The organism is Cupriavidus sp. 01L45, from assembly GCF_056399885.1.
Genome location: NZ_JBFTSG010000097.1, coordinates 1 through 13,377 on the forward strand (window position 1 = coordinate 1; position 13,377 = coordinate 13,377).

Sequence of the window (13,377 nt, forward strand, 5' to 3'; positions counted from 1 at the left end):
AGGCACGACACAACTGCTCGAGGCACGACACAACTGCTCGCGCTGGGCATCGTCGAGCAACGACGGCCGTCCACGGGCCATGGTGCGCAGCGCGTCGATGCCGCCTTCGTCCAGTCGCGCCTTCCACGTGTACACCGTCTGCCGAGCCACGCCCACCGCAGCCGCAACCKCCGCGACCGGCTTGTTCGCTAACAGCATCCGTCCAGCGCRAACCCGCTTTCTGGTCGCTTCGTCCATCTTCCCAGCCATGCAATCGACTCCCGATCAACGCCTTGGTCAGATAATGCGTCAGACTCAAATCGGTTGTCATGATTTATACAAGTCTCAATAATACCCCATGACCGCGCACGAAAAAGACTGATTAGCCAGGCCGTCGCCACGGCCGAGACGGCGCTTGCCGTCGCTCTAGTGCGCGCCTACGGGGCTGCCTCCTTGGACACGTGGGGCACAGCACTTGCGCACCCGCATGGCGATCACACGAGCCTGCAGCAATGGCTTTGGACCGTCCCATTGCGAACCTCGACCCATCAGTTGGGGGATGTTCGACAAGGTCGAACTCCTTTACAAGATGGGCATTCACCGAAACTGGCCAGCGGCGTGCAATGAAGCGCTGATACGCTACTATGGCAGGCGTTGTGCCAATCGTCCGCCATCAGTAAGCAAACGTGTCGCGCAGCAACCCCGCCGATTGGAAGCTGCTTGCTTTCTGCGTTACGCTCTATGCGCCGCCTCGGATCATCTGGCGACCATGTTGCGACACTGGATTCAGAAGTCCGTGAATGACGGTCGGCGCTTGATTGAGGCTGGCCGACCGGACCCTGGCACCCAGATGCGAGAGTTCGCAACCGCGGTCAAAGCACTGGCCGCGGATGAGATGCTAACCCGTGAAGCACTCTGCCAGCAGCTGTCGGCGCTGGCCGACGCGGCGCTTAACCGGCGTGCGCCCAGCCGTGCCAGCCTGATCCGCGCGCAACTCCTTTCGCGACACCGCCAGGTTCGGGCATTGCTCGGCAGGTTGGTTTTGCTGCCATTCTCCGCCCTGTCAGCACACCCGGTGACTGAAGCGTTGGCAGTGCTCCAGGAACTTTACGCGCGGAAGTCCGATCATCTTCCCGACCAAATCACGATTCGACTTGGCCGCGCCTGGCAACCCGCTCTGGAGGGACAGGACCGTCAGCGGGCCTTGGCCGCTTTCGAGTGGGGCACGCTATTCGCCCTACGGGTGGCACTGCGCAACGGCTCAGTGTTCCTTGAGCACAGCTTTGCCTTTCGAAGCCAAGCGGCCATCTTGATCGGCGCCAGCGATTGGAAGGCCAAACGCAACCACTTCTATGGCCATCTCAAGCTGCCACAGGATGGTCAGGCATTTCTGGCGCCTGTGATCGCGCATCTGGACGAAAGCCTCGCCAAGCTGCGGGACGCTGTCGTGTGTGGGAAACTCAAGATTGACGATGCGATCCACATCGACCCCTTGGTGGCAAGCGCCAGGCCCTCGAATGTGGAGACATTGCGAGGCGCACTGTTCGAGCAGCACCCGGGCGGACAGTTGCCTGAGATCCTGCTCGAGATCGACAGCGCCTCGCACTTTAGTTGGCTCTTGCTGGGAAGAGAGCCTCATTCCCGTAGCGAATTGCTATTGGTCTACGCAGCGATACTCGCGCACGGCACCTCGATGTCAGCTGCGGATCTCGCCCGAATGGTGCCGGAGTTGTCGCCTTCCGCGATCCGGCAGATGATGCATCGCGTTGCGGACGAGCGGAAGCTGCGCCACGCGGCTGAAGCCGTGCTGACCTTCATGCATCAGCACCCAATTTCCCAGCATTGGGGGCGCTCCGATCTGGCCTCGTCAGACATGATGTCGTTGGAAACGACACGTTCTGTCTGGAAAGCGCGGGCCGACCCACGCCGGCGGACTGCATCGATCGGGATGTACACTCACGTTCGAGATCGGTGGGGCATCTTCTATGACCAGCCAATTTTGCTCAATGAGCGCCAGGCCGGCGCAGCGATCGAGGGCGTGATCCGACAAGGCAGTTCGGAAGACATAGCGCAACTTGCAGTGGATACGCACGGCTTTACAGATTTCGCGATGAGTCTGTCACGGCTGTTGGGCTTCGACCTCTGTCCGCGACTGTCCCACCTGCGCGACAGACGTCTGCATGTTCCCAGGCATCATAATGTGCCTAGCGAACTGGCTGCCGTCACCGATGCAGATGTTCGACTGAGCCTCATTGAGTGCGCCTGGGACGAGCTGGTGCGGATTGCGGCATCCGTGCAAAGCGGGCAATGCACAGCAGTCCAGGCACTTACGCGCTTTGGGGTGGCGGCGCGCGGACAACTCGTCTATGAGGCCGGCATGCATCTCGGACGGTTGTTTCGTACGATCTTCCTGATCGACTATTTCACGAATACCGCATTTCGCCATGAGATGCAGCACGCGCTGAACCGCGGTGAAGCGGTGCACATTCTCCAGCGGGCGATCCATTCCGGCAAGATACCGATCGAGCTGGCCCGCCATGACGCGTCGCTGGCGGCAGTGTCATCGGCCTTGACCTTGCTATCCAATTCGGTGATGGCTTGGAATACGATGCACATGCAACGCAGCTGGAACATCCTCGAGAAGATCGGCGGCGACTCGACTCGATCTGAGGGCCTTCGGTATATCGGTCCCACCCATATCGAGGGAATCAATCTGCGGGGCACTTTTGAGTTTCCCATCGCGCGCTATGCGCACCGGCTCATGCCCACCTCGGCGTTCCGGCCCGACTCACCTTCGCAGTGGCGTACGGCATGACCATTTTGCTTTGAAGGCGGCTCAGAGGACGGTGCCAAAGCCTGCGCATCAGCGGCATATATCCCCTGCCGGCAAAGGCTCGACGTTGGTCCATCCGTCGGCCGCGATTAAGCATTTTGGAGGCTTACATCCCTGCCTCCGCGGCCATGCTTGTGTCGCGATCGGTACATCTGCGGATACGGGGAATGGACCAGTCAGCAAGTGGTTGATTTTACAGGAATTTATTGGGGCACCGGCCGGAAACCCGCATGAATACTGGGGGCTGCTGCCCCGGTAAACTGCAGCGAAAACAAAGCGATACCTGGTACTACCGCAAGGCGTCGCATTTGCGACGCTGGCGGGCTTGCCGCCGCAGTATGGCATCTACACTGCCGTGGTGCCGTGCATCATCGCCGGCGTGTTCGGTTCCAGCTGGCATGTGATGTCAGGTCCGACCAACGCCAATTCACTGGCGCTGATGGCCATGCTGAGTCCGTTGGCAATAGCCGGTAGCCCCGACTATATCCAACTGGCACTTGCCATCACCATCCTCGTCGGCATCATGCAACTGCTGATCGGGGCGCTGCGCCTGGGCTCGATCGCCAACTTTATCTCGCCATCAGTGCTGCTTGGCTTCACAGGCGGCGCGGCGACCCTGATCGGCCTCTATGGGCTGAAGGATTTTTTCGGTCTGCATATGCCTGCCGGCACCAGCGCCTTTGGTGTGGTTAGCTATCTGGCGCGGCATATCGATGACATCAACTGGACCGCTGTTGCTGTCGGCCTCGTGACATTGGCGGGAACGCTCCTGGCCAGACGGATTTCGCCGCGGGTCCCCTTTATGCTGATCGGTCTGCTTGCTGGCCATGGCGCCTCCATGGTGTTCGCCATGCCCTTGCTCGGGAGCGGTCACCGTGTTGATGTCATTGGCCCCATCCCCTCCGCCATCCCACCACTGGCGTTGCCAACCATCTCATGGCAATCGATCCCGGATCTGTTCGGCATCGCCGCTGCCCTGACCATCGTCGCGCTCGGCCAGTCGATCTCGATCGCCAAGGCGGTGGCTATACGTTCCGGCCAGCATATCGACGCCAACCGGGAGTTCATCGGCCAAGGCCTGTCCAATGTCCTGGGAGGCTTCTTTTCGTCCTATATCTCCTGCGGCTCCCTGGGCCGTTCCATGCCAAACTTCGAGGCAGGTGCGAAGACACCTCTGGCAAGCGTCTTCTCTGCTCTTCTGCTCGTGCTGCTGGTGTCCGTCAGCGCGCCGCTGCTCGCACAGATTCCCCTGGCGGCCATCGCAGCCATGCTGCTGCTGGTGTCAACCGGGCTGGTTAACGTACGCCGCCTGCGCGAGATCGAGCGCCTGAGTCGCACCGAATTCGCCATCGCACTGAGAACATTCATTGCCACCCTGGTGCTTCGGTTGGAAATCGCCGTCATGCTGGGCAGTATCTTCTCTCTCATTGCCTACCTTTACCGCACCTCCCGACCCGCTGTGCGCAGCCTGGTGCCAGACCCCAATGACCCGGCGCGCCGGTTCAAGCCGATCGAGAACCTCGAAGGGCCGCCAGCGGAATGTCCCCAGCTCAAGCTGCTGCGCATTGAAGGCGCCATCTACTTCGGCGCGGTCCAGCACGTCACCGAATACCTCCATGACATCCGCAACCGACGCCCCGGACAAACGCACTTGCTGGCCATGACGAAAAGCATGAACTTCATCGACCTGGCAGGCGCCGAATTGTGGGAAAGCGAACTGGCCGCGCGGCGCACAGCCGGCGGCGGTCTTTACTTCCATCGGCCGCGCCCGGACGTGCTCAGAATCTGGGACAAGACAGGCTTCCAGGACAGGCTCGGCCCGCAAAATATATTCAGCAGCAAGGATGACGCCCTGCGCGCCGTGCTTCGCAAGCTTGATCCGGAAATCTGCGCAAGCTGCACCGCGAAGATATTCAAGGAATGTCCGCCTCGATCCCCAAAGACCCCATCCCATTCAGCCTGAGCCTGTCGTCGCCCGGCAACCTAGCCCTGATTGGTGGGCCTCCCGTGAGTCGAACACGGCACCAACGGATCATGAGTCCGCTGCGCTAACCAGGCATGAGCTAAAGGCCCGATGCAGCGGGTGAAGGGAATCGAACACTCGTCATAAGCTTGGAAGGCTTCTGCTCTACCGTTGAGCTACACCCGCGCGCGATGCGCGGCATGATAGCAGCTACCCAAATCGGTGTGGCACGGGTGCCCCTCTTCGCTGCTGTCGGTCGCAAGGTTGCCAACAGCGTAGATTCATAAACATGAGACTAAAAATCTCCCGGGGATTGTCTGCCGCACAAACTTGATGGCCTCATGCGCGGAAGCTAAGTGCACGTTTCCGGGCCGAGCCAGCACACGCCCGTGTTCGCGGAAGGGTTCAGTTTTCCGGAGGAAAGCCGGGCCGCTTGGCCCCAACTGAAACTAAGGGCTCACACGGCGCGGCGAATATTTGCCAATAATTGCATCAAACCGACGGTCGTTGGGCCGGCCCAGCGCTCACGCTTCTGGAATCAAGAACTTGTCGCGATTCTTGCCGAGCCAAGCCGGTGCACGGCCACGGCCAGTCCAAGTTGCACCTGTCTTGGGGTCTTGATACTTTGGCGGCAGAGATGTCTTGGGTTTTGCCGGAGCCTTAGCCGCCGGGCCTGTTGCGGGACGGCCACGGCGACGCTTTGGAGCGATGTCGTCGGCAGTTAACTCGTACTGCGCCATCAGGGCTTGAATCTGCCCGATAACGCCAGCGACTTCCGTTGCTCGTACTTCGACAAGTTGAGCCTCGAGTTTTTCCTTTTCCGCGAGCAACTGTTTGTATGATGCCATGGTTTTCTCCATTTCTATGGTGACTCCAGCATCGTACATTATTTCGAATATTGCAACACGTTCAGACGGTATATCGACGTCGGCACCAGTCAATGGGTAATGGAGCCCTTGGCTTCAATTCGCTCGCCTGTGTGTCGATATTCGTGACGGTAGAGCAAGCGGAGATTTTCGGCACCCGGTCTGCAGCGCAGAGGATAGTAGACGTCAGTCGCAATCTAATTGCGACATTGTCCGCGTGCGCGCCCGGGAACATCGTTTGGCATTCAAGCAGCCTGAGGTTAAAGCGGAAGTACCAGCGCACCGCGCACCTGATGATCCCCGCCTGGAAACTGTGACCATGGTTTGAAGCCTAGGTCGTGTCCAACTTTCACTACCGGGCCTTTAAGTTGACAGTGACTCCTTGACCCCCTGATGCAAAAGCGCCGAGACGAGGTGACCTGGCATCTGGACAAGATGTTCGTCAACCTGCGCGGCGAACCATAGCTTCTATGGCAGGCCTTCGACCAACTCGGCATCGAGCACGAGAGGTCCCTCAGAGGCTGCTAGCGGAAGCGAAGCACGGTGAGCTACCTTGTTTGATAAACTCACTGAGTCCAATTATTTCGAGTCCCGCAATCCGGAGACAACCTAGGCTTGAGCACTTCACTGCAACCCCAAGACGATTTTTCCGAGATCACTCGACTGATTACTGCTGCCCGACAGCAGGCGGTCCGCGCGGTGAATACAACGCTGATCGCACTTTACTGGCAGATTGGACAGAGGATCAGCCGCAAGATCGCCTCGGCGGAATGGGGCGATGGCGTGGTATCCCAACTGGCCGAACACCTGGCAGTAACGCAGCCGGGCTTGCAAGGTTTTACCCGTCGGAATCTGTTCCGCATGCGGCAGTTCTACGAGGCTTATGAGGACAACGAGATCGTCTCGACATTGGTGAGCCAGTTGCCCTGGACGCACCACCTGATCATCCTCAGCCAGAGCAAGCGCAGGGAGGAGCGAGAGTTCTACCTCCGATTGGCGATCCAGGAGCAATGGAGCAAACGGGAACTGGAGCGTCAGTTCAAGGCTGCCCTGTTCGAACGCACGGTACTGAACCCGGTAAAAGTGTCACCGCTGGTGTCACAAACTCACCCGGAAGCCTTGGGTGTCTTCAAGGACACCTATCTGGTCGAGTTTCTTGACCTGCCGACAGGCCATGGCGAAGCGGACCTGCACCGCGGCTTATTGAGACGATTAAAGCACTTTCTCATTGAGCTAGGGAGGGATTTTTGCTTTGTGGGCAGCGAATTCCCGTTACAGGTAGGGGGGCGGGACTTCGCGCTGGACTTGCTTTTCTTCCACCGAGGGCTCAATTGCCTTGTGGCGATTGAATTGAAGGTAGGCCGTTTCGAACCGGAGTATATGGGAAAGCTGAGCTTTTACCTGGAGGCGCTAGACCGGGATGTGAAGAAGGCACATGAGCGGCCGGCTATCGGTGTATTGCTCTGCGCGAGCAAGGACGACGAAGTGGTTGAATATGCACTCAGTCGCAGCCTGTCGCCAGCGTTGATTGCCGAATATCAGACTCAGTTGCCCGACAAGGCCCTCTTGCAGGCCAAGTTGCATGAGTTCTACCAACAGGATTTGCCTCCCGTGTGAGTGGCATGCTCCATGCACTCACGCAATGAGACTCACCTCCAGCGCAAAATGCAAACGACCGGGACTGGCGCGGCCGATTCCGTATTCCCGGGCGATGGTCAGCGGCGCCGCGACCGGATCTTGCAAGACTATGGAAGACCTGGGGCATATCGAGCAATCGGGCGACATTGACTAGACTGGCGCGCTGGGCGCCGAATATGCGCCTTTTAATGCACGTTATCGCGGCGTTGTCCCGCCAGCACCCGGCTTAGGCGGGAAAGGCGCTACGCTTGGGTCCCTCTTTCGTCGGACAGAAAGCGAATCGCAGATTGGGTAGTCCTCAGGACTCTACGCAACGGGCACTCGGCTTTTCGTTAGCATCCACAGCGCCTTCGGAAATATGCCGATTCTGCAGGCGGCTGTGATGGCTTCGCATCGGGTCAACATTTGCCGCGGGATCCTCTTCACCGCCGGCAATGCCAGCCTCAGCAGCGACCCGCAGATATACTTGCCGGGAGGCAACGGCGACGATCACAAGGATGGCGCCGACGCCGAAGGCTCGGACTGCAATTTGGAGGCATTGCGCCATGGCGAACTTGCACCGTATAGCAGGAGGTAATTGGCAGTGAGGCTACACGAGGATGTCTCGGGACGGTGCCACGCCGTTGCGGGATTGACACAATACGTTTCGCCGCGGCGGGTCGGATCGCGCGTTGCGTGACTGCGCATGGCGGTGCCGAAGAGAATGTCCCGAAAATCGATCACAGCCTTACCGAACGGCCACTACTGGGCCACGCCACACGCGCCCTTCCCGCTGGACGGTCCCAACGGCCATGAGGAGGTTTTTCCCGGCGCCCAATGCGTCAGCGACGGCAAATGGGTCACCTTCTATAAGGACGGGGAAGAACTATGAACGCGCAATGCCGTGTATGCTGCCGCCCATTTCGACTTTGAACCGGTTCCAACCCACCGCTCGCCGACGGACAACTGAGGGTCGGACGGTTCCCCAGGCCGTGGGGTACCTTTCGACAAACAGTCGAGTCTGTCGTTGCGTGGACGTCCGATTATGTGCAAAAGTCCGCGCCGACGAGCGGCGCGTTGGCACGACGACCGCGGACGGCTCTTCCCGCTTCGGCCGTTCGCTCGGTTGGAGGTAGATGACTGCTAGAGACGATCGGCAACGTCAGCCTGGATGACCGCTCACAGCCGCTCTCCGGGCCTTCGGCAGGCGGAGGCCAGCGGGCCGCAATCGAAACCCGCGGGGATTGTCCGCGCCGCACGCGCCAATCCAGTGCCGCCTCTAACCAGCAATCGATAATACGGACTTCCCAATTTGTTGCCGTTGCTCGATCAGCGCATGTGCCCTCTCCACATCGTCAAAGCCATAGCGGCTTGCGATGGGCATATGGATTTCCCCGGAGGCGAGCGCCGCGAAAATGTCATCCGCCCGCCGCTGTACCGTCTCCGGATCGGACATGTGGTCTGCCAATCGAGGCCGGGTCAGGAACAGAGAGCCGCTCTCCCCCAGTTCTATGGGGTCCAGGTCGTCCACCGAGCCGGAAACGTTGCCATAGTTAATCACCAGGCCGCGCTTGCGCGTGGCGCGGAAGCTGTCGCGCAGTGTCGCTTTCCCCACCGAGTCAAAGACCACATCAACGCCGCGACCTTGCGTGGCCTCGCGTATTGCGTCGGCGAATCGCCCTTGGTCGTAAGCCATGGCGTAATCGGCTCCGAGGCGACGCGCCACCGCGCACTTTTGCGGCGAGCTGCCCGTCGCAAAAACAGTAACGCCGGCAGCCTTGGCCATCTGCACCAGCAACTGCCCGATGTTGCCGGAGGCGGCGTGCACCAGGCAGGTTTGCCCGGCATGTAGCCTGGCCACATCGTTGAGCAGATAGTGCGCGGTGCTGCCCTGGAAGAGGCTGGCTGCCGCCTGATCGTAGGCGATGTCGTCGCGCAGCCGGACTGCGAGCCCGGCCGGCACGCGGGTGTACTCGGCATAGCTGCCCCAAGCGATGCACCATGCCACCCGGTCGCCGGCTACGAAGCGGCTGACATCGCTGCCGACAAGCACCACCTCGCCGGCTCCTTCCATCCCCAGGGTGCACGGGAGTCGCACGGGATAGGTTGTCGACGTCGCATACTTGCCTTGGCGCGTATGCACATCCATGAAATTGATGCCGGCGAATGCGACTTTGACGACGATGTCGCCGGGGCCGGGTTCCGGCGTTGGCATTTCCCGGCGCTGCAAGACTTCGGGGCCGCCATAGCTCTCGATCATGATGGCTTTCATTTCGTTCTCTGTGCTGTGGTGTAAAAAACAGTCGGTGTAAGTCAGCTTGGCTCGATTCCGCTGGAGCGGATCAGTTGTTGCCAGCGGTTTCTCTCTGCCTTGACGTAAGCGGCAAATGCCTCTTGCGTCCCGCCGACGGGCTCATTGCCCTGGGATAGCAGGAGGGCGCGAAAGTCGCGGTCATCGAGCGCTTGATCGACGGTCCTGTTGAGAACCTGGACAATCGCGGTCGGCATGCCAGCGGGGCCGACCAGCCCCTGCCAGTTTTCCACCTGAAAGCCGGGGACGCCCGCTTCATTCATGGCGGGGACGTTCGGGAGCAATGGCGAGCGCGCCTTGCTGGTGATCGCCAGAGAGCGCACCTTRCCCGCCCGTGTAGCCGGCAGCGCGGAGTACATCGGCTCGAACAGGAAATCCAGCCGGCCGCCCAGCAGGTCGACCATGGCCCCAGTGCCGCCCTTGTACGGGATATGGACCAGGTTGCTGCCAGTCATGGACTTCAGTAATTCGCCGCAAAGATGATGCGCGCCGCCCGCTCCGCTGGATCCGTAAGTCAGGCCCGCGTAGCTGGCCTTGGCGGAGCGTATTAGGTCGGCCACCGTCCGGTACGGCGAATCCGGCCTGACCAGCAGCAGCAGCGGGCCGCGCTCGATCAGCGCGATCATCGTTAGGTCCTTGGCTGGATCGAACGCGAGGTTGGCAAACAGCGAAGGATTGACGCTCAACGGGCCAAGGTTGCCGATGCCAAGCACGTAGCCATCTGGCTTCGCCCGTGCCACGTACTGCGTCCCGATGTTTCCCGCGCCGCCGGGCCGGTTCTCCACGACGACGGGCTGCGCCAAGGCCGTGCTCATGAAGCGGCCCACCTGGCGTGCCCGCAAGTCTGCGCTCCCGCCCGCGCTGTAGGCGACGACAAGGGAAATAGGCTTCTCGGGATAGCGTTCGGCGGGCCGCGCCGCCGCCAGCGGGGCGGCGCCGAGCAAGGTCAAGGCCATGCGGTTGAAAGCTCTGCGATTCATGGGTCTCCTGCAGCGTTTTTTTTGTGTGTGACCGCATTACCGCAATGCCCATGCCAGCTGTTTGGGCAAATTCATACTACCCTGTAACCATATGATTATTAACAATAAATTACATCGGTGGCAGCTTGGAACGCGAATGCGCTGACTCAAGTTGAAACGCATTCGTCCCACTTTGAAACGCCCCAATAAAACGCTAAACTAACCGTCATTTGTCACGCCGGCCTGATTCTCATGCAAGAACTCCCAAAGCCAGGTCGCCCCGTCATCGTTGGTGTCAGCGCCTACCAGCTTGCAGAGCACATCCGCGAGGTGGGTGCGACGTTTCATACACGCGCGCAAGTCAGCGTGATCGACGCGCATTTTGATGAGGCGCTCGCTGAGATTCAGCGTCGGCAGGAAACGGCGCCGTGCGATGTGGTGGTCTCCGCAGGCGCGAATGCTGAATTCCTGCGCAGCCACTTGTCGATTCCCGTGGTCTCGGTACGCGTCGGCGGCCATGACGTGATGGCCGCCATTGTCCGGGCCAGGGCGATCTCCGAGCGTATTGCTGTGGTGCTCCACCGCGATGCAGGTGATGACATGGCGAAGTTTGCGGAAGTGTTCGCGTTGCCGATTGTATTTCGCTCGTACGAATCCGCCCAGGACGCCCGTAACGTCATTGACGAATTGCGGCGCATGGATATGCGCGTGGTCGTCGGGGCGGGCGTGGTTATGCAGGCGGCAGCGGCGGAGGGCATGGCAGGCGTGTTCCTCTATTCCGTCAACTCGGTGCGGCTTGCACTGGAAGACGCGATCGGCCTGGCAAGCGCGAAGGCGGTCGAGCGCTCTCGATATTCGCTGCTGAACAGCGTCCTCCATCATCTTGGCGATGGCGTTGTCGCGCTGGATGCCGCCGGCAGGCTGATCGCGGCCAATCCCGCAGCGGAGAAACTAGTGGGCAGCCCCCTCATCCCATCCACCGGGAAGACGCTGCCTTTGCCCTTCGCTGTCTTGCGTCCGGGACGCATAATGTCCGATGCCGAGCATGAGAGCGGCTCCGTCGAGGAGATCGACGGACGCACGGTGATCATTGACCGCGCGCCGCTGTATGAAGGCAACGTGCGCGTGGGAACGGTACTGACGCTCCACCAGCCGACACGGGTCGAGCGGGCCTTTAACAGGCTCCGCGCGCATCGGTACACGCACTCACAAACAGCCAGGTACAAGCTTGAGGACGTCGTAGGCGCCTCGCCAGCCATGGCCGCCACCGTTACCCGATGCCGAGTTGCGGCCGAGCGAAGCGATGCCACCGTCCTGATCACAGGGCCAACCGGCGTCGGCAAGGAACTGCTTGCCCAAGGCCTGCATAACGCCAGTCGGCGGCGGCGGCACCCGTTCCTGGCGGTCAACTGCGGTGCATTGCCAGAGACGCTGCTGGAGACGGAACTCTTTGGCTACGAAGAAGGCGCCTTCACCGGCGCGCGGCGCAACGGTAAGGCGGGCCTATTCGAAGCCGCCAACGAGGGAACGGTCTTCCTCGACGAGGTGGCGGAGATGCCGCCGCTATTGCAAACGCGGCTGCTACGTGTCTTGCAGGAGCGGGAAGTGACGCGAGTCGGCGGTACCGACACCCTGCAGGTCAATGTCCGCATCGTTGCCGCCACGCATCGCGACCTGTGGGAGCGCGTGCGCGAAGGCGCCTTTCGGCAAGATCTCTTCTATCGCCTTAGCGTGCTGCGCGTCCAGGTGCCGCCGCTGCGCGAGCGCCCCGAGGACCGCGACTTTCTGGCAACTTCGCTGGTAAGTGCGGCGATGCGACGGGTACAGCTTGCAGACTTGCTTGATGCTGTCTTGCCCGCCGCCTTGGTTGTCGCCCGACAACATGCCTGGCCAGGTAATGTCCGCGAGCTTGAGAACTTCGCCGAGCGAGTTGCCATGGCTTGTCTCGAAGCCGGCGCGGCAGTGCCAGCAAGACAACTAGCCGAGCTTCTCGACCGTGATCCGGACCACAACGATTCGCTGGCCTGTATCCCGGAGTCGCTCGACACCACGCTCTCCGGCATGACCATCGCCAATGTGAAGGAGGTTCTCAAGGAGTGTGGAGGAAACCGTACCCAGGCCGCAAAACGCTTGGGTATTGGTCGCTCCACCCTATGGCGCCTCCTCAAAAATTAGGACCATCGTCGAATTGCGGGATGGGAGAGCCGAGGCGGGCGGGGCGCCGGTCCAGATCAGGACCGGCCAGACGGCTGAGTTCGGCCGATAGAGTTAAAGAGGCTCTTTTGAAAAACGAGTGGGTTATGCGGCATGCGGGTTGATCGAGGAGAAGTCGAGCTTTCCGGCGATCAGGAAGATCACGGTGCGCATGGTTTTGAAGTTCACATAACCGCGGGCCTTGCGCTTCGCGGCTTGGAACAGGCCGTTGAGCGCCTCCAGGAAGCCATTGGTCTGGCGCGTCTGGGTCCATGCAGCGATACCGTCGAAATGCTTGCGGATCATGCGCGCGACCTCCTTCATTGGCTCGACCTTGGATCGCATGACGTTGGTGCACCACTGCTCGAGCATTGCGGAAACAACGTTGATCTGCTTGCGCTCAAGGATGTCGCGCAACTGCTCGCGATACAGCCAGGCAGGCCAGCAGTTGATGGTCGGAGAGCGTTCGCCTACGCGCGTAGAGCGCCCGCAAGGACGCCAGATCCGGCGTATTGATGCCGAGTTCCGTGCCGAGGTGGCGAAGCAGTACTGGTGGCAGGATACTGAACGCATCCAATAGGCAGCCGCTCATGCGCAAAAAGCCAATGTGCAGCGCCAGGCCCAGCTTCATCGTTGGGCCGCGCCGTCGCCCGATC

The 13,377-nt window shown here is 60.6% G+C and carries 8 protein-coding genes, 2 tRNA genes and 3 pseudogenes; 5 read left to right on the top strand and 8 right to left on the bottom strand.

Features of this window, described 5'->3' with window-relative positions:
• A partial coding sequence (locus AC1DT6_RS38800) for a helix-turn-helix domain-containing protein (protein ID WP_477115493.1) occupies positions 1 to 249 on the bottom strand: 249 nt, incomplete at its 3' end.
• 78 nt (positions 250 to 327) lie between these two features.
• Here AC1DT6_RS38800 and AC1DT6_RS38805 point away from each other — a divergent pair.
• A pseudogene (locus AC1DT6_RS38805) lies at positions 328 to 2,794 on the top strand (Tn3 family transposase); the annotation flags it as partial.
• Positions 2,795 to 3,095: 301 nt separating this feature from the next.
• Positions 3,096 to 4,775 carry a SulP family inorganic anion transporter gene (locus AC1DT6_RS38810; RefSeq protein ID WP_477104613.1) on the top strand — a complete coding sequence of 560 codons (1,680 nt, stop codon included), beginning with the start codon at positions 3,096 to 3,098 and terminating at the stop codon, positions 4,773 to 4,775.
• A gap of 31 nt (positions 4,776 to 4,806) precedes the next feature.
• Here the strand turns inward: AC1DT6_RS38810 and AC1DT6_RS38815 are convergent.
• The 3 genes from AC1DT6_RS38815 to AC1DT6_RS38825 form a co-directional block, all read right to left on the bottom strand.
• Positions 4,807 to 4,885: transfer RNA gene (locus AC1DT6_RS38815), tRNA-Ile, on the bottom strand.
• Between the two features lie 5 nt (positions 4,886 to 4,890).
• Positions 4,891 to 4,961, bottom strand: a tRNA-Gly gene (locus AC1DT6_RS38820).
• A 338-nt stretch (positions 4,962 to 5,299) separates the two neighbouring features.
• Positions 5,300 to 5,623, bottom strand: a complete 324-nt coding sequence (locus AC1DT6_RS38825) for an H-NS histone family protein (RefSeq protein ID WP_477104604.1) — start codon at positions 5,621 to 5,623, stop codon at positions 5,300 to 5,302.
• 633 nt (positions 5,624 to 6,256) lie between these two features.
• On the opposite strand from AC1DT6_RS38825, the gene AC1DT6_RS38830 reads away from it, so the two are divergent.
• The gene (locus tag AC1DT6_RS38830; RefSeq protein ID WP_477104605.1) at positions 6,257 to 7,258 is read left to right on the top strand and encodes a PDDEXK nuclease domain-containing protein; all 1,002 of its coding nucleotides are present in this window, start codon (positions 6,257 to 6,259) and stop codon (positions 7,256 to 7,258) included.
• 379 nt (positions 7,259 to 7,637) lie between these two features.
• A complete protein-coding gene (locus AC1DT6_RS38835; protein ID WP_477104606.1) occupies positions 7,638 to 7,856 on the top strand; it encodes a hypothetical protein in 219 nt (72 codons plus the stop codon).
• A gap of 681 nt (positions 7,857 to 8,537) precedes the next feature.
• On the opposite strand, the gene AC1DT6_RS38840 is transcribed toward AC1DT6_RS38835, so the two are convergent.
• Complete coding sequence (locus AC1DT6_RS38840) at positions 8,538 to 9,530, bottom strand: quinone oxidoreductase family protein (RefSeq protein ID WP_477104607.1); 993 nt, start codon at positions 9,528 to 9,530, stop codon at positions 8,538 to 8,540.
• 41 nt (positions 9,531 to 9,571) lie between these two features.
• Positions 9,572 to 10,525 (bottom strand): Bug family tripartite tricarboxylate transporter substrate binding protein, encoded by a 954-nt coding sequence (locus tag AC1DT6_RS38845; RefSeq protein ID WP_477115494.1) that lies wholly within the window; start codon positions 10,523 to 10,525, stop codon positions 9,572 to 9,574.
• 255 nt (positions 10,526 to 10,780) lie between these two features.
• On the opposite strand from AC1DT6_RS38845, the gene prpR reads away from it, so the two are divergent.
• Positions 10,781 to 12,703 carry a propionate catabolism operon regulatory protein PrpR gene (gene prpR, locus AC1DT6_RS38850; protein WP_477104609.1) on the top strand — a complete coding sequence of 641 codons (1,923 nt, stop codon included), beginning with the start codon at positions 10,781 to 10,783 and terminating at the stop codon, positions 12,701 to 12,703.
• Positions 12,704 to 12,826: 123 nt separating this feature from the next.
• On the opposite strand, the pseudogene AC1DT6_RS38855 reads toward prpR, so the two are convergent.
• Positions 12,827 to 13,159, bottom strand: a pseudogene (locus tag AC1DT6_RS38855) (transposase); the annotation flags it as partial.
• A pseudogene (locus AC1DT6_RS38860) lies at positions 13,158 to 13,377 on the bottom strand (DUF4158 domain-containing protein); the annotation flags it as partial. The pseudogenes AC1DT6_RS38860 and AC1DT6_RS38855, both read right to left, overlap by 2 nt.